Here is a 17,620-nt window from a genome sequence, read left to right on the forward strand (position 1 = left end):
TGCGTCCGCGACCAGGCATGCCTGACGCGGACCTGTGCCGGTGGTCATGGGTGATTTGGCTGCTCAGCCCGAGGTCTGCGCCGTCGCGGTGCGTGGGCCTGCGCTTCGCCGAGTTCGGTGGCGGTGACGGCGACAAGTACGCACAGTGCGCCCTGCCGGTCGGCCAGCCCTAATGGGGCAGCGGTCCGGCACCGATCAACCCGAGCGAAGCTTCCGCCCACCATGAACCCAGTCAAGACCCATCATCTCAACCTCAAGGCCACGCTGGCCCTCGCCGTGCTGGCCTTGTCCGGCCTCGGCGCGCAGGCCGCCGAATCGTCGTCGCCCAGCGAGGGCTTGCATGGCCTGATCGGCATCGGCGCCGTCTACAGCCCCACGTACGTCGGCGCCAAGGAAAGCCGCAGCCATGCCGTGCTGCTGCCCGATCTGCGCTATCGCAAGGGCGCCTTCGAAGCCTCCACCCTCGGTGGCCTGCGCTACTGGGCGGTGGAGAAGCCTGACTTTCAATTTGCGCTGACCCTGGGTGTCGACGCCGGCCGTGAGGACCACAAGGTCAAGGGTTTTCTGGGCCAGAGCGGCAGTGACCGCCTGCGCGGCATGGGCAAGATCAAGGCCAGTGGCGAGCTGGGCGTGGCTGGCAGCTGGAGCGGCCTGGGCCTGCCTTTGAACTTCGAGCTCAAGACGGCGCTGGGCAAGAAGGGCCACGGCGGCACCCTGGCCAGCATTGGCAGCAGCCTGCCCTTGCTGGCCAGCGGCCCGCTGGAGCTGGGCGCCGAGGTGTCGCTCGGTTTTGCCGACAAGCGCTATCTGCAGTCCTACTACGGCGTGAGCGCCGCCCAGGCGGCAGCCACCTCGTTCAAGGAGTTCCACCCCAAGGCCGGCCTCTACGGCGCCGACCTCGGCCTTTCGGCCCGCTACAAGCTCAGCGATTCCATGAGCCTGATGGCCAATGCCAGCTACCACCGCGTGCTCGGCGATGCGGCCAAGAGCCCGCTGGTCGAGCGCAAGGGCGCACCGACCGTGCTGGTCGGCCTGGGCTACACCTTCTGATGAGATGGGGCGTCAGCGATGGCCGCGCAGCAGGGCGCGTGTGGTCTGCTCCTGCTCGTTGTAACGCTGCTGGGCGCTCAGCGGCTTGATCTTGCCGGCCTGCAGGGCGGCCTGGTCGAGGTTGGCACCCCAGCTGCTGCCGGTGCGCAGGGCCAGCGGTGCGCCTAGGCCATCGGCGAAATCGGCCGGCAGCCAGGGCATGATCTCGGCCAGCACCAGCTGCAGCCGCGGCCGGATGGCCGCTTCGCCAATGCGCCCGCGCTGGCCCCAGACGACGGTCAGGTCGGCGCTGTTGGCGCCGGGCTCGAGCTTGTTGGTGATGGCGTAATCGCGCCAGACACCCAGGCGGCGCTGCATCAGCGCCTCTTCGATCAGCATGGCCGTGTCCTCGCGCGAGAAGGCGGCGCCGCTGGCGACGGAGTAGCTGTAGTCGTCGTTGACCCGGTCCTGGCTGAAGAAGCGCACCACGTCGAGCGGCTGGTAGCCGATCTGGGTGGCGGTGGGTGCGTCGCCGTAGGACAGCACGCGTGCCAGGCCGCGCATTTCCAGCGAGAAGAAGGGGTAGCGCTGGTTCAGCTGCTCCGAGGCGGTCAGGGCCGGGATGGCTTCGTAGACCCGGCTGCTGCTGCCCAGCAGGCTGGCATGCACGCGCGGCGGCAGGAAATCGCCGGCATGGCTGAGCTCGTGGTACAGCAGCGAGCCGAGCGCGTTCTGCACATCCTCCAGGCTGCGTGAGGCGCGCTTGGCCACGGCCAGGCTGGTGATCGCGTGGCGGTTGTCCTTCACATAACGCCAGGGGCTGGCGTAGTTGAGCAAGGCACCGTTGTCGCTGCGCGGGTCCGGTGTCTCGCTGACCGTGTCGCGCTGCTCGGGTGTCAGCCAGAGGTTGGCGGCGTCCAGGTAGATGGCGCCGGTGGCGCTCCAGTAGAACGCCGGGCGGACCCGCCCCCCGATCACCACGGCCGTCACCGAGGCCAGCATGCGGCGGAAATCGCCATGCACATCCTGCTCGCGCAGAAAGCGCTCGAAGTTGGCACCCATCCAGTCGTTGGAGACCAGCACGCGGTCCATGATCTCGTCCACGGTCGGCGTGCCGTTGCTGCCGACACTGCCCAGCAGGGGCAGCTTGCTCAGGGTGCAGAGGTTGTTGGGGTTGCTGGAGCTCAGGCCCGGGTGGTAGATGCACTCGCTCAAGGCAGCGGCCCGGGGGCTGCTGGCTTTGTAGGGGTAGACGCGGCTGGGGGTCTCGTCGCTGCCGAACAGGGGGTTGGCCGGCAGCGGTGGCAGGGCCTGCACCAGCAGGCTGAACTCGCCGCTGGCGCTGCGGCCGTCGCCGAGATCGGCACTGGCGCGCAGGCGCAGCAGCGTGTCGCTGCTGGCGGCTGGCGCCGAGGCCACCAAGCGCGCGCCGCTGGCGCCGCTGAGGTTCAGTGTCGGCCCTTCCAGCTGTTCCCAGCGCCAGCTGGCGGCGGCCAGCTCTGTTTCACTCAAGCCGGGCAGCCAGGCGCGCAGCGAGAACTTGCCGCCGGCGTAAACGCTGGGCTCGCCGCGCAGCACCGCGCGCAAGGCCGCCGGGTTGGCGTCGGCCGCCACGGTCAGCGGCAGGCTGGCGCTGTGGCTGCGGCCCAGCTCATCCTGGTAGCTGAGATCGAAACGGTGGCTGCCGGCGGCGCCGGGTTCGAGCGTTAGCGCCTGCGAGCGCGCGGACAGGGTGGCCAGGGCCGCGCCCTCCTTTTGTTCCCAGCGCAGCTGGCTCAGGCGGTGGCCGGGGCAGGCCAGGAGGCTCAGCTCCTGGTTGCGCCCGGCCTGCAGCGTGGCCGGCTGGGCCAGGCGGGCGACCGAGTTGCTCTGGCACTGGCTGCTCAGCGGCGGCACCTCGGCCACCGGCGGCACCGGCTGCACTGGGGTAGGCGGGCTGTCACCGCCGCCCCCACCGCCCCCACCGCCGCCGCAGCCCGCCAGCAGGGCGGCCAGCACCAGGGCCATGCCGCCCGTGGCGGCGAAGAAAGCGCGGCGGTGCGAATCCGTGTGAATCGGGCGTTGGGGCATGGCGTGGCGTGGTCCAAGTTGGCGGCCTCGGGGTCACGGCCGCGCCGGCCCCGCGTGTCAAACTGGCGCGATGTTACAAGCGACCGCCCGACGCCTAGCTGCCTTCAGCGGGCCCTTCCGCCTCTTGCTGATCAGTGATTCCCTGATGTTGTTGTCGCTGATGGTCGGGCGCGTGGCCACACCCTGGTGGGTGGCGCATGAGGGCGGTGCCGCGCACCTGGCCCTGTTTGCCGGCGGCCTGGCGCTGGGCTCTTGCCTGGCCCTGCCTTTGCTGTCACCGCTGGGCGACCGGCTGGACAAAAAGCTCCTGATCTCGGCGGGCCTGGCTTTGATGGCGCTCGAAGCCCTGCTGCTCGCCTCGCTGGCCCAAGCCGGGTTCTATCGGCTGCACTGGGTCATGGCGCTGGAATTGCTGTCGGTGGTGGCGATGGCGGCCATCATGCCGGCCTCCTTCAGCATCGTCGCGGAGCTGCTGCCGCCCAGCCAGCTGACCGAAGGCCTGGGCCTGCAGAAGAGCGCGCAGGCGATCGGCCGCTTGCTGGGCCCGGCCCTTGGTGGCGCAGTGCTGGCCCTGGCCGGCACGGCGGCAGCGCTGTGGTTGCATGCCGTGCTGCTGGCGCTGGCTGCGGCCCTGGCCTGGCGCGTGCAGACACCGGCCCTGCGCCCCCAAGCCCATGCCCGCCACTGGCTGCGCGAGCTGCGTGCCGGCTTGGCGGCCAAATGGAAGATGCCGCTGGAGCGCGGCTGGACCACCGTGTCGTTTCTGGTGATGGTGTTCTTCGGCCCGGCCATCGGCATGCTGGTGCCTTTGAAGGTGCAGTCCCTGGGCTTGTCCGGGGCCTGGCTGGGCGCCTGCGAGGCGGGCCTGTCGGCCGGCATGTTGTTGGGCTCGCTTGGTGGGGCGGTTTGGCTGGCTGAGCGCATGGGTCGTTTCAGGGCCAGCCTAACGGCCATCTTGGTCGAGGGCTTGTGCATGGCCGTCATTGGAGTGAGCCACCAGGGGCTGGTGATCGTGCTCTGCTTTGCCGTGCTTGGGGCCTGCATTGCTACCGTGCAGTTGGTGGGTCACACCCACCGCATGTTGGCCATTCCACAGGCGTATCGATCACGGCTGATGGCGGTGAATCTCATGGTCATGCACATCGCTGGGGTGCTGGGGCCAGGTCTTGCCGGCCTGGGCTTGCTGCGCCTGGGCGTGGACCGGATCTACCTGCTGTTCGGCCTGGGCCTGTTCCTGGTCGGTCTGGCCTATCGCTGGGTGCCGGGCTACCGCGATTTCCTCAACCTGCCGCATGAGCAGGCCGAGGGCTGGTACGCGCGTCAGCACCCGCAGCTGTTTCGCTGAGATCAGCTCTTGGTCACGGGCAGCAGGCTCTGGCTGAGCTCGACGCTGCCGCTGACACGCAGCGACGGCTGACCTTGCTCTTGCTGCGCGGCCGGTTCGGCCTGGCTCAGGGCCAGCACCGCGGAGGCGGCGACGGCGCCCAGGGCGGTCAACAAGGTGGTCAGAAGGCTGGTGTTGCGGGTGTCCATGATGCAGATCTCCTTGGTGAGGGTGGGTCCTCTCAAGCACGTGAAGGGCCGCTCCCGAACTTGCTTGACCGCCCCCTCGGGGGGGGCTGACACGCAGTGGCAGCTTGGGGGCGCTGTGTATCGATGGTTGAAGTGTCGGCAATCTCGCCGGGCCTTTCCAGGCTCGGGCGACGAGCTGCAGGCCGGAGCGCGCGAATCGCCATCCAGGGCGACGAAAAGCGGGCTTGAACCCACTTCAGCCGGCCGCGAATCCCTAGAAATCCCGAGGACAGAACGGCGGCCAGCCACTATGGTCGGCGGCGCACCTCGGCCGTGGCTGTCATCACGCCGTCGTGTGCTGCGGGGACGCTGTGCCTCGCGACATATTCACCGAGGGAGCTTTCCAATATGCCAGCCAGCCGCCAAGACACCCAGTTGCAGGGCATCACCGATCTGTGCCTGCTCACGCCCATCAAGCCCGGTTTCGTCAACGCCTTCGAGACCATCACCCACCTAGAGCGCCTGCGCCGTGTGCTCAAGACGCTGAACGCCTTGCGCCAGTCGGCGCGCGAATCGAGCGAGACGCCCGAGCTGTTCACCGACGTGGTCAGCCGCTTCCGCATCGTCCATTCCTTCCGCTGGGCCATCGTCGAGCCGCGCCCGGGCATCGATGCCGAGGGCACGCCGCACAAATTCCTGCTCAATGTCTGTTTCGACGGCGGCTGGGAGCCGTATATGCGCGTCATCTGGGATGACTTGGGCAGCATGCTGGACCTGATGCTCTGCCACTGCGAGGGCTACCGCCTCTCGCGCGAGACTTCGTTCGAGCGCTATATCGAGTGGGTGCGCGCCAACGAGTTCTCGGCCGATTTCCTCTACCTGGAATCGGGCCGCAGCTGCGGCGACCACGACTACCTGGCCGAGCTGGAGCGCCAAAGCCGCCTGCATCCCGAGGGTGGCGATCTGGCCGTGACCCGGCTGCGCCGGCCGCTGCCAGGCGAGAGCAAGCCCCTGCCCAGCGAGCCGCGTGCGGCCTTCGACATGGCGGTGCGCGGCCTGCCGGCGCTGGCGGCGCTGTACTCGCTGGAGCGCTATTTCCTGCCCAGCGCGCCGGATGGCTATTGCCTGCTGCGCGCCACCCGCGATGTGCTGTTCGAACTGCGCGGTCTGGACACCCTCAAGCGCTTCCCCCTGCTGCCGCCCACGCCCGAGCAGGCGCAGGCCAACCCTCTGCTGGCCGCCGGCTATGCCCTGCGTGCCACGCATTACAAGATGCTGGCCTGGTTCGAGACCGTGCCGCCCCAGCCCGAGGTCAAGCCGCGCGCCCTGGCCTACCGTGATGCCGACATCCAGGGCGGCATGCTCAGCGCCTACCCCAATCTGGTCGGTGGCGCACTGGTGCTGCTGCGCGTGGCCAATCGCAGCCAAGCGGTGGCCTGGCTCAGCCAGCAGTTCAAGCCCAGCAGCGAGGCACAGACCCTGCTCGGTGAAGCCCCGGCCGGCGGTTTCTACCGCAATGTGGCCCTAAGCCTGGCCGGGCTGCGCGCCCTGGGCGTGCCGGCCTCGCGCCTGGCGCGCTTCCCTCAGGCTTTCCAGGAAGGCATGGAGGCGCGCGCCGGCGTGCTCGGCGATCTGCGCCACAACCACCCGCGTTACTGGAAGCTGCCCGAGCGCAACTGGCCGCGCGGCGCGGCCGAACGCAGCAGCCCGGCGGCGCGTGTGGACCTCAATGCCGTGCACCTGGTGGTGCAGCTGCGCTTCGGTGCCGGTGTGAACGCAGCCACGGTGGATGCCGAAATCGCCAGCCTGGAGCGCGACAGCGGCCTGCAGGTGCTGGCCGTGCAGGACATGCGCCGCAATATCGACCCGAGCAGCGGCGCCACGCGCGAGAACTTCGGCTTCATCGACGGCATCAGCCAACCCCAGGTGGACCCGCAGCGCGCCGGCGGCCCGCTGGCCAACCCGCCCACGGCCCCGGGCAAGCCCTGGTCCGACGCGGTGCCGCGCGGCGAGGTGGTGCTGGGCTTCCCAACCTCGCGCGACCGCCATGCCGTGCCCGAGAAGGCCGATGCCCTGCTCGACCTGGGCAGCTTCCTGGTCGTGCGCAAGCTGCGCCAGCATGTCGGCCGCCTGCAGCGCCGCGTGCAGGAGCAAGCCCAGATCCACGGACTGGACCCGCAGCGCGTGCTGGCCAAGATGATGGGCCGCAGCCTGGATGGCGAGCCCCTGGCCGCGCCCGGCAGCGGCCCCAGCAATGCCTTCACCTACCAGCAGGATTCAGCGGGCAGCGCCTGCCCCTTCCACGCCCACATCCGCCGCGTCAACCCGCGTGAGGGCGCGGTGCCGCGCGTGCTGCGCCGGGGCATGTCCTACGGCCCGGCCACTACCGGCAGCCTGGCGCAGCCGGCCCGCGAGGACGAAGAGAAGGAACAGGACCGCGGCCTGATCTTCATGGCCTACAACGCCCATCTGGCCGAGCAGTTCGAGACCCTGCAGCGCTGGATCGCCGGCGGCAATGCCAGCGGCGGCCTGGCCGAGCAGGCCGACCCCTTCCTGGCGGTGGCCACCCAGGGCAAGCCGCGTGTCTATCGCTTTGAGGAGCAGACCGAAGCCGGCCCGCGCAGCGTGCACCTCGATCTGGGCGACCAGCCTTTTGTCGAGCTGCAATGGGGCGCTTACTTCTTCGTGCCCTCCCTGCCCGCCCTGCGCCATCTGCCGGCCCTGGTCGAGCAGCCCCTGCCGGCCGCCGCGCCCGCGCCGCAGCGTGCGCCGGCCCTGGACAACGCCGCCGCCTGGCAGCAATGGCTGGAAGACGCCAGCAGCCGCGACGCCGCCTGGGCCTATGTGCGCGCCCAGCCCGGTGGCGTGCTGCGCACCGCCTACGGCGTGCTGGTCGGCGAGGCCGCGGCCGTGCTCGAGGTCTTCCGCGACAGCCAGCAGCGCTACTCGGTGCGCGGCTATGGCGAGCGCATGCAGCGCTCCATCGGCCTGGGCTACCTCGGCATGGACGAGGACAGCGGCCACCGCGAGCAGGCGCCGGCCATCAACACGGCCATCGAGCGCATCAGTGAGGACCATGCCTTCGACGAAAGCTACAAGGCGGCCAAGAAGTACCTGGCGGAGCTGAAGGACGGCAATCGCCGCTTGAAGCTATCGGAGGCCTTGCTGGACATCGAGAAGCTCTCCGAAGTGGTGCTGGACAAGCTTTGCACCGTCTGGTTCGGCCTGCCCAACGATCAGCAGATGCTGGGCACCGGCTATGTGCCCGGTGCGGCCAACAGTGCGCCGCGCTGCCCGCGCGACTTCTTCGCCGTGTCCCGCTATGTCTTCGGCCCGCAGCCCGGCCCGGTGGTCGAGCAGGTGGCCAGCGCCAAGGGCCAGGGCCTGCAGCGCGCTGTGCGCGAATGGCTGGAGACCAACCCCGCCCTGCCGGCCATCAGCCAGGCCATCAAGGACTCGCTGAGCGAAGCCGCCAAGCTCGATCCCGACATCGTCCCGCGCACCCTGGCCGGCATCATGCTCGGCTTCCCGCCCACCGTGCATGGCAACCAGGTCTCCAGCCTGGCTGCCTGGGTGGTTACCAAAAAGCTCTGGGACTTGCAGCAGGACTGGCTGGGCGGCGCGCCAGCGGCCGCCGATCAGGTGTACGCGCGCGCCGTGGCCACCCTGCGGCCCACCCTGCTCGCCACCATGATGCGTCAGCCGGTGCCGGCCGCCGTCTGGCGCCGCGCCCGCGTGACGCACCATCTGCGCGGTGTCGAGGTGCAGGAGGGCGACAAGATCATCGTCGGCATCGTCTCCTGCGCTGCCCAGAACCCGGGCGATCACACCATCATGTTCGGCGGCGACCGTTATGACGCCGTCGACCCCGCGCCCCTGCACGCCTGCCCCGGCTACGCCATGGCCGTAGGCGTGATGCTGGGTGTGGCCGCCGGCCTGCTGGAAGCCGGCGTGCTGCGGGCGACGCCGTCGCCGACGGTGTTGGCGGTGCAGTTGGGCTGATCCTTGCAAGCACTCGAAGGCACCACAGGCTCATTGCGACAGAGAGGCAACGCTGAATGATGAATCGAGACAAGCGCAGGCTGTGGCTAGCGGCCTTGCTGTTGGGAGGCATGGGTGCCTGTGCTCAGGCAGAGCAACCGGCACTGACTGCGCCCTCCGTGGCGGAGGCTTCGCTTGAAGCCAAGCGCACGCAGTTCTTTGCCATCGTCAACCGGATCTTCAAAGACCCGTCGGCAGAGAACATCGCCGTGCTGGAGGCCCTGGTGGCTGAGCTGGAGGCCGGGGGACACATGGAGCCGCGGCTTTATCGCTACCTGCGCCTGGCCTACAAGCTGTCATGGAATCTGGACCAGGCCCAGTCCAGCGAGTTGCGGGCGCAATCCCAAGCCGAAGACACTATGCCCACACGCTTGGTCCGCCTGGGCGCGGCCACCGTGCCCAGGCCTTATTCGTGGCAGGTGGATCGTGAAGGCGTGGCCCGTCAGAAGCCCTTGCTCAGGACGCATGGCCCCCAACTGATCGTTACGACAGATGCCCACTGCGGCTACTCTGAAGTGGCGAGGCCGGCGGTTTATGCACTGGCCAAAGCCCAGGGTTGGCTGGATGCCATTACCTGGCTTGCCCTGCCCAACGACAGCCTGGATTTGAAAAAGCTGGAACGTTGGCAGCAAGACCACCCCGGCGCGCGCTATGAGTTTGTGGATCGGGTTGCCGATCTTGGCTTTGTCGAGACCTGGGCCACACCGGTCTTTGCCTTCTTGCGCGATGGTGTGGTGGTGGAGGTCATCCATGGCTGGCCACAGGAGGGGCGTATGGCCGAACTGACTCAGGCTGCGGCCAAGATTGGCCTGCAGAGTCGCCCTTGATCAGATGCCATTTGTTTGCTGCAGAACGCGCTGATTTCAGAACTGCTGCCGCAATCCCCGCGCCCTCGCCAAATGCCAATCCATGCCCATGGTGAAGAACGCCGATTCGGCTTCATCGAGCAGGCCGCGGGCGGCCCCTGATTCGCCGCGCTGCAGCGCCAGCTCGGCGGCGCAGAGTTCGGTGACCGCGCGTTCGTGCATGGAGCCGCGGCGCTGCGCCACGGCTTGGGCGGCGGCCAGGTAACGCATCACCCGCTCGGGCTGCCCCTGGCTTTGCGCCAGGCGGGCGGCGGCGCGGTAGGCCATGGCCACTCCGATCCAGTCGCTTTGCCGGGCGCGGCGCAGGGCCAGGGCCATGTGCTTGCGGGCCCGATCCGCCTCGCCTTGCTGCACCAGGATTTCGGCCAACCAGCCATGGTTGAGTGAGCTGAACAGGCCACCGCCGCGCGGGGCCAGCCAAGCCACGGCTTCTTCCAGGGCCTGGCGCGCCAGCGGGCAGCCGCCGCCCATCCAGGCGCCGTAGGCCCCGGCCGCATGGCCCATGGCAAAGGTGAAGAGACTGCGCACCTGGGCGCCAACGCGGTGGGTCTCGGCCGCGCAGACCTGCGCCTCGGCCCAGCGCCCCTGCCAGAGCAGCACGGCCGCGCGCCAGCCCTGGATGGACGCTTCGACGGCATGGTTGCTGCCTTGAACCAGGCTCAGCGCTTCTTCAAAGGCGGCATCGGCCGCGCCGAAATGGCCTTGGTCGCCCAGCACATAGGCCCGGCAGGCCAGGGAATACGCCAGGCCAATCGGTGGGCGGCGTGCACTGGAGGATGAGGCGCCGGCTTGCGGGCGCAGCTGGGCGATGGCCTGGTCGAGCAGCTGCAGGGCGGGCGTGTACTCGGCGGTGGCGGCGCGGATCTGGCCCAGGGTGCCGGGCATCTGGGCGAGCAGGGTCTGGTCCTGGGCGATCAGCGCTTGTTCCTGGCTGCGCAGGCACAGCTGCAGACCGGCCCGGGCCTCGCCCAGCGCGTAGCGCACATAGCCGAGCCAGTACTGGGCGCGTGCCATGGCCGTGGCGTCGCCGCTGAGGGCGGCCAGGCCGGTGGCGTGCTGCAGCACGCGCAAATCGGCGCGCGAGGCGTCGAACACGCAGGCCATGCCGAAGCGGTGGGCGATGGCGATCCAGCGCCGGTGCACCTCTTCGCTGGGCGGCAGATGCTCGAGGGCGGCCAGGGCCGCGCGGTACTGCTTCTTGGCGCGGTCCAGGGCCGAGCTGGCCAGGGCCTGGTCACCGGCCTGCTCGGCATGGTGGGCAGCGTCCTGCCATTGGCCGGCGGCGCCGCCGTGGTAGGCCAGCAGCTCGTGTGCGGGCTCCTGGCCACCCAGGGCCAGCTGGGCGCGCAGCTCGGCGGTGATGTGGCGGTGCAGGGCCTGGCGTTCGTGCAGGCCGGTGCTTTCGTAGATGACATCGCGGGTGATGCCGTGCTTGAACCGCAGCAGGCCCGGCTGCCCGGCCGGGAAGATGAAGTCCAGCTCGGCCAGCTCCAGCACCACCGGGTCCTTCTCGCAGCAGCCGCTGATGCGCTCGAACAGCCAGGTCGGGATGACCGCTCCGATCACCGCGGCCACGCGCAGCAGCTGGGCCTGGGCAGGCGGCAGGCGCGCCACCCGCGACTCGATCAGCGCGGCCAGCCAGGCATGGCCGCCGCTGGCCGGGTTCAGGGCGGGCGGCGCCTCCTCGGCGGCACGCAGCCCACCACTGCCGCGCTGGTGGGCCAGGGCGTGGCAGAGCTCTTCAATGAACAGCGGGTTGCCGCCGGCATGGCGCTGCACCTCGGCGCTGATGAAGGGATCGGTGCCCGGCAGCAGCTGGACGATGGCCTGGCGTGCCTCTTCTTCGCTGAGCGGCAGCAGCTCGTGGTGGTGCAGGGCCTCGGCGGCCTCGTGGCCGTGGTGGATGGGCAGCAGCAGGGCCGGGGTCTCGGTCACCACCGCAGGCCGGGTGGCGCTCAGCAGCATCAAGGGCAAGGCCCGGCGCTCGGCCTCGGCGCGCAGGCGGTGCAGCAAGGCCAGGCTGGCGTCATCGGCCCATTGCAGATCGTCGATCAGCAGCAGCAGCGGCCCCTGGCCGGCCAGTTGCAGCAGCAGCTGCAGCACGGCCTCCTGGCGCGCCTTGGCCGGGCCGCGCAGCACTGCATCGGCCTCGGCCGAGCCCTGGCGCTGTAGGGTGCGCAGCATCTGCAGATAGGGCTGCAGGGGTTCGGCACTGAGGTAGCTTTCGCAATAGCCGCGCAGCACGCGGCAGTCGCGATCGGCGGCGCGGCGCAGGAACTCTTCGGTCAGCCGGGTCTTGCCCACGCCGGCGCTGGCGCGCAGGCTCAGCCACTGCGGCTGGCCGGCGCAGGCCTGATCGAGGCGCTGCTCCATCAGGGCCAGCTCGGCGGCGCGGCCGACAAAAGGCGCCAGGCCGCGGCGCTTGCTGGCCTCAAAGCGCCGGCCGATGCTGACCTGGCCCAGGATGCTGTAGACCGCCAGCGGCGTTTGTCGGCCCTTGAGCGGGACCATCCGGCGTTCGCTGGTCTGGAAGAAGGGGTGCAGCGGGCCCAGGGTTTCGGCGCTGACCAGGATCTCGTCGGCACAGGCTTCGGCGGCCAGGCGGGCCGCGACATTGGGTGTGTTGCCGAGCAGCTCGAAGCGGCCGCGCATGGCGTCGCCCTCTTCGATCAGCACCATGCCGGCATGGATGCCGGTGTGCAGGCTCAGGCCCTGGCCGGCCGGCCAGGCGGCCGCGGCGGTCTGTGGCTTCATGCGCCGCACGGCCTGGTGCAGCTCCAGCGCCGCCTCGGTGGCGCGGCGGCCGTCGTCCTCGCGGGCTTGCGGGTGGCCGAAGATGGCCAGCACGCCGTCACCCTGGATGCGCACCACCGTGCCGCCGTGCTTGGCGATCAGGTTTTGGTAGAGGCCGCGCACCTCGGCCAGCATAGCGGCGTAATGCTCCGCCTCCATGGCATCGGACAGCCGGGTGGATTCCGACAGGTCTGAAAACAGGATGGTGAGATGGCGTCGCTGCCCGACGGCTTGTGGCACTGGGGCGCGATCGTGAGGGTCGGGCATGGCCTGGGCGCTTTGCGACTTCGCGTTGTCCGGCCATCCTACCGCTTGGGGATGGTTCGCAGTTAACAAACCGTAACAGGTGCAGGGAAAGCGGGCAGGTCTTCTTCGCGCAGACCCAGGTAGATCGGCTCCCCGGCACGCCGGTGGATGTTGATCTTGGCGTTGTAGACGCGGTGGGCGCGGCCGTGCTTGTCGAGGATCTCGAACTCGCTGATGCCGAACTCGCCCTGACCGTTCGGGCGGCCGGTCAGGTAGCAGGCGATCTCGTCGATCTCTGCGCCGGCCAGGCTCAGGCCGTTCAAGGCCTTGAGCGGGCGGCGGGTGCGCTCGACAAAATCGATGCTGGCCATGCGCTGCACCTCGCCGCTGTGCTCGTCGCGCATCAAGGTGTTGAACTTGCCCAGCAGGATCTGGCCCGGCAGGGCGCGTTCGATCATGCGCGCCAGCTCGATCGTGACCTGGCCGACCAAGTAGCTGAAGGAGGTCGGGTTCAGGCCCTCGGATTGGTAGAACTCGTAGTGCGAGCCGACATGGAAGGCTGCGCGCAGCAGGGGCACCGAGTTGGGCTGGCTGGCGCGTTCGCGGGCCAGGGCGTTGTCGGCCAGGATGAACTGCAGCAGCTGGTAGAGCTCGACATTGGCCTCGATGCCGCGCATGCGGTTCCAGATGTAGAAGCCATCGCCGGTGGTGGTGCGGGCGAAATTGATGTTGATCTCGCGATCCAGCAGCTTGGCATAAGCGGCATTGACGGAGCAGGACAGGCTGTTCAGCTGCACCACCTGCTGCAGCGGGCTGAGCAGGGAGAAGCCCACCGCGTCGAACAGGATCACCGCCCGGTCTTCCACCAGGCGGATGCCGTAGCGCGCAATGATGGCGGCCACCAGGTCCAGGCCCAGGCCGGCGTCGGGCGCGAAGGGCAGCTGGATGGTGTGCGGGCGCAGGCCCAGCTCGGCCGCGGTGCGCTCGAACTGATCGGCACTGAGATGGCTTTGGTGGGCCAGTAGCTCATCGAGCAGTTGGGCGCGGCGGCGCACTTCCTCGGGCGCCAGGCCCGGTGCCTGGGTGAACTCGGTCAGCAAGGGATGGGGGGCGACCAGCAGGTTCAGGCCCTGCGGCAGCGGGGTCCAGGCGAACACCAGGTTCTCGCCCAGGTTCCACAAGGCGTAGAGCAGCTGGTCCAGCACCACGATGTTGTGACGCACCTGGGCCTCGGCCAGCCCGGTGGGCAAGGCATAGGCCATGAAGCCGTCAAGCCATGATCTGCGCTTGCGGGATTCTTCCGTCACTCCAGCACCTCCAACGATTGTTGGCGGCATTGTCGGAGATGTGGCTCGCAAAATGGCCGAGCCGAGGCAGAGAAACACGGGGGTGCCTACGTCCATTCAGGGGGGACGGCAGCACCGGCCATGCGTCTATGGCTCGGCTCGGCAGGGTTCAGAGCGGTCGGTGGGGCAGCTGCCTCTGGCGGGGCATCGCTTCTGCATCACGTGGTCCCGTCTCAGCCGTTGCGACGTGCAGCCTTGGCATCGCTCTTGGCGGCAGCCAGCATCAGCTGCTGCATCTGGGTGTTGACGCTCAGGCCCGAGACCACGACGCGCGGCAGCTGCTGAACGACCGGGGCGGGGCCGGCGGACTTACCGGTTACGACGACGCGCGGCAGCTCGGTCTTGGTGGCGCTGCTGTCGGCGGCAGAGGCTGCCGTGGCGGCGAACATCAGGCTGGTGGCCAGGGCGGCGCTGGCGATGCGGATCAGGGTGGTGGTGGTCTTCATGATGAGTCCTGCTTTCTTTCTTGCGGTTGGCGAAGCGGCCCAGTGCTGCTTCGATGGACTCAGTATCGAAAACCCTAGGTCGCGCAGCCATGCCTGTGCGACGAACTGCGGCGGCAGGCGATTGAATCGCCGCCGGCGCCGACAAGGGGTTAACCCTAGGCGTGAACAACTGCCGTTCTGGCGCGATTTCCGGCCTGGAGCGGCCCGCCCAGGCCGCGGTAGGGCGCTTGAGGGCCGCCCGACCTATGATGGTGGGTTTTCCCGTACTGCGATTTGATTGCCGCCCACCATGACCCACGCACACGACCCTGCCGAGACCTTACGCCCCGCTGCCGAGGCCGGTGGCGTGCTGGACGGGCCGCTGATCCGCGTGCGCGGCGCCCGCACCCACAACCTCAAGAACATCGATGTCGACCTGCCGCGCAACAAGCTGGTGGTCATCACCGGCCTGAGCGGCTCGGGCAAGTCCAGCCTGGCTTTTGACACCCTGTACGCCGAAGGCCAGCGCCGCTATGTGGAAAGCCTGTCGGCCTATGCCCGGCAGTTCCTGCAGCTGATGGACAAGCCCGATGTCGATGTCATCGAAGGCCTGTCGCCGGCGATCTCCATCGAACAGAAGGCCACCAGCCACAACCCGCGCTCGACCGTGGGCACGGTGACCGAAATCCACGATTACCTGCGCCTGCTCTACGCCCGCGCCGGCACTCCCTTCTGCCCCGACCATGACCTGCCGCTGGAAGCGCAAAGCATCGGCCAGATGGTGGACGCGGTGCTGGCCATGCCGGAAGACAGCAAGCTGATGCTGCTGGCACCGGTGGTGCGCGACCGCAAGGGCGAGTTCCTCGACCTCTTCGAGGCCATGCAGGCCCAGGGCTATATCCGCTTCCGTGTCGACGGCGTGACGGTCGACGCGCCGGATTTCCCGACGCTGAAGAAGGCCGAGAAGCACGATATCGATGTGGTGATCGACCGCATCAAGATCCGCACCGACAACGCCGACCAGCTGCGCCAGCGCCTGGCCGAGAGCTTCGAGGCGGCCCTGCGCCTGGCCGAGGGCCGCGCCCTGGTCGTCAATATGGACAGCGGTGCCGAGCAGATCTTCTCCAGCAAGTTCGCCTGCCCGATCTGCAGCTACTCCCTGCCCGAGCTGGAGCCGCGCCTGTTCTCTTTCAATTCGCCGGTGGGTGCCTGCCCGTCTTGCGAGGGCCTGGGCCAGATGACGGTGTTCGACCCCGAGCGCGTGGTCGCCTTCCCGACGCTGAGCCTGGCCAGCGGCGCCGTCAAGGGCTGGGACCGGCGCAATGCCTACACCTTCTCCATGCTGGAGGCGGTGGCGGCGCACTACAAGTTTGATATCGACCTGCCCTTTGAGGAACTGCCCGAGACGGCGCGTCAGGTGCTGCTGCATGGTTCGGGCACGGAAGAGATCCAGTTCGTCTACCAGGCCGAAAGTGCCTCGGCCGCCGGTGGCACGAAGAAGCGTTCGGTCAAGCGCTCGCATCCCTTTGAAGGCATCCTGCCCAATCTGCAGCGCCGCTTCAAGGAGACCGATTCCAGCGCGGTGCGCGAGGACCTGGCCCGTTACATGGCGCCCAAATGCTGCCCGCATTGCGAGGGCTCGCGCCTGCGCCGCGAGGCACGCCATGTGGTGCTGCAGCCGCACGACGCCGCGCCCGGTGCCAAGGGCCGACCGATTTACGAGGTGGAGCACTCCACCCTGCGCGACTGCCTGGACTACTTCGAAGGCCTCAAGCTCAAGGGCGCCAAGGCCGAGATCGGCGACAAGGTGATCCGTGAGATCAGCTCGCGCCTGCGCTTCCTCAACGATGTGGGCCTCAACTACCTGAGCCTGGATCGCAGCGCCGACACGCTTTCGGGCGGCGAGGCCCAGCGCATCCGCCTGGCCAGCCAGATCGGCTCGGGCCTGACCGGCGTGATGTATGTGCTGGACGAGCCCAGCATTGGCTTGCACCAGCGCGACAACGACCGCCTGATCGCCACCCTGCGCCGCCTGCGCGACCTGGGCAATACGGTGATCGTGGTCGAGCATGACGAAGACGCCATCCGCGCCGCCGACTATGTGCTGGACCTGGGCCCCGGCGCCGGCGTGCATGGCGGCCGCATCATGTCCCAGGGCACGCCCAACCAGGTGGCGGCCGATCCGGCCTCGCTGACGGGGCGCTATCTCTCGGGCGCCGCCTGCATCGAAGTGCCGCGCGAGCGCCACCGTGTGCCGGCGACGGCAGTTCATAAGAGCCTCAAGATAGTCAATGCGCGGGGCAACAACCTCAAGGGTGTGACGGTGGAGATCCCGGTCGGCCTCTTGACCTGCGTGACCGGTGTGTCCGGCTCGGGCAAGAGCACCTTGGTCAACGACACGCTGTACACAGCCGTGGCGAAGAAGCTGTACCAAAGCCATGCCGACCCGGCGCCGCATGACGAGATCGAGGGCCTCGACGCCTTCGACAAGGTCATCAATGTGGACCAGTCGCCGATCGGCCGCACGCCGCGCTCCAACCCGGCCACCTACACCGGCTTGTTCACGCCCATCCGCGAGCTCTTCGCCGAGATGAACACCGCCAAGGAACGCGGTTACGGCCCGGGCCGCTTCAGCTTCAATGTGGCCGGCGGCCGCTGCGAGGCCTGCCAGGGCGACGGCGTGCTCAAGGTCGAGATGCACTTTCTGCCGGACGTCTACGTGCCTTGCGACACCTGCCAGGGCAAGCGCTACAACCGCGAAACCCTGGATGTGCTCTACAAGGGCAAGAACATCACCGAAGTGCTGGCCATGACGGTGGAGGACGCCCATCCCTTCTTCAGCGCCGTGCCCTCCCTGGCGCGCAAGCTGCAGACCCTGCTCGATGTGGGCCTGGGCTACGTCAAGCTGGGCCAGAGCGCCACCACGCTCTCGGGCGGCGAGGCGCAGCGGGTCAAGCTGGCGCTGGAGCTGAGCAAGCGCGACACCGGCCGCACGCTCTACATCCTGGATGAGCCGACCACCGGCCTGCACTTTGCCGACATTGCGTTGCTGCTCAAGGTGCTGCACCAGCTGCGCGACGCGGGCAATACCATCGTCGTCATCGAGCACAACCTCGACGTCATCAAGACGGCCGACTGGCTGGTGGACATGGGCCCCGAGGGCGGCTCCGGCGGTGGGCAGCTGCTGCTGGCGGGCACGCCCGAGGAACTGGCTGCGCACGAGGGCAGCCACACCGGGCGCTATCTGAAAGCCTTGTTGCCCAAGAAGCGCGCCTGAGCGTGGTGTTGGCGC

10 protein-coding genes are annotated in these 17,620 nt (G+C 68.7%); 5 read left to right on the forward strand and 5 right to left on the reverse strand.

From position 1 onward, the window contains the following. The first annotated feature begins 222 nt into the window (after positions 1-222). Positions 223-1,050 carry a MipA/OmpV family protein gene (locus OOB33_RS04975; protein WP_271007893.1) on the forward strand — a complete coding sequence of 276 codons (828 nt, stop codon included), beginning with the start codon at positions 223-225 and terminating at the stop codon, positions 1,048-1,050. A 12-nt stretch (positions 1,051-1,062) separates the two neighbouring features. Here OOB33_RS04975 and OOB33_RS04980 read toward each other — a convergent pair whose 3' ends face one another. Beyond that, entirely contained in the window at positions 1,063-3,099 is a 2,037-nt protein-coding gene (locus OOB33_RS04980) for a hypothetical protein (RefSeq protein WP_271007894.1), read from the reverse strand. 70 nt (positions 3,100-3,169) lie between these two features. Between OOB33_RS04980 and OOB33_RS04985 the strand changes: the two genes are divergently transcribed. Continuing rightward, entirely contained in the window at positions 3,170-4,444 is a 1,275-nt protein-coding gene (locus OOB33_RS04985) for an MFS transporter (protein WP_271007895.1), read from the forward strand. Between the two features lie 2 nt (positions 4,445-4,446). Here the strand turns inward: OOB33_RS04985 and OOB33_RS04990 are convergent, their stop codons facing one another. Next, on the reverse strand, positions 4,447-4,632 hold the full coding sequence (locus OOB33_RS04990) for a hypothetical protein (RefSeq protein ID WP_102768652.1): 186 nt from the start codon (positions 4,630-4,632) through the stop codon (positions 4,447-4,449). A gap of 387 nt (positions 4,633-5,019) precedes the next feature. Here OOB33_RS04990 and OOB33_RS04995 point away from each other — a divergent pair, with 387 nt between their 5' ends. Together OOB33_RS04995 and OOB33_RS05000 are read left to right on the forward strand one after the other, a co-directional pair. Beyond that, complete coding sequence (locus OOB33_RS04995) at positions 5,020-8,613, forward strand: Dyp-type peroxidase (protein ID WP_271007896.1); 3,594 nt, start codon at positions 5,020-5,022, stop codon at positions 8,611-8,613. A gap of 56 nt (positions 8,614-8,669) precedes the next feature. After that, complete coding sequence (locus OOB33_RS05000) at positions 8,670-9,479, forward strand: hypothetical protein (RefSeq protein ID WP_271007897.1); 810 nt, start codon at positions 8,670-8,672, stop codon at positions 9,477-9,479. Positions 9,480-9,515: 36 nt separating this feature from the next. On the opposite strand, the gene OOB33_RS05005 is transcribed toward OOB33_RS05000, so the two are convergent. The 3 genes from OOB33_RS05005 to OOB33_RS05015 form a co-directional block, all read right to left on the reverse strand. Next, complete coding sequence (locus OOB33_RS05005; protein ID WP_271007898.1) at positions 9,516-12,578, reverse strand: ATP-binding protein; 3,063 nt, start codon at positions 12,576-12,578, stop codon at positions 9,516-9,518. 62 nt (positions 12,579-12,640) lie between these two features. Next, entirely contained in the window at positions 12,641-13,864 is a 1,224-nt protein-coding gene (locus tag OOB33_RS05010; RefSeq protein ID WP_133155235.1) for a hypothetical protein, read from the reverse strand. 212 nt (positions 13,865-14,076) lie between these two features. Beyond that, positions 14,077-14,349: a hypothetical protein gene (locus OOB33_RS05015; RefSeq protein ID WP_102768648.1), complete on the reverse strand. Its 273-nt coding sequence runs from the start codon at positions 14,347-14,349 to the stop codon at positions 14,077-14,079. 289 nt (positions 14,350-14,638) lie between these two features. Between OOB33_RS05015 and uvrA the strand changes: the two genes are divergently transcribed. Beyond that, positions 14,639-17,605, forward strand: a complete 2,967-nt coding sequence (uvrA, locus tag OOB33_RS05020; protein WP_271007899.1) for an excinuclease ABC subunit UvrA — start codon at positions 14,639-14,641, stop codon at positions 17,603-17,605. Positions 17,606-17,620 lie beyond the last annotated feature (15 nt).

Source organism: Paucibacter sp. B51, assembly GCF_027863535.1.
GTDB classification, from domain to species: domain Bacteria; phylum Pseudomonadota; class Gammaproteobacteria; order Burkholderiales; family Burkholderiaceae_C; genus Paucibacter_A; species Paucibacter_A aquatilis.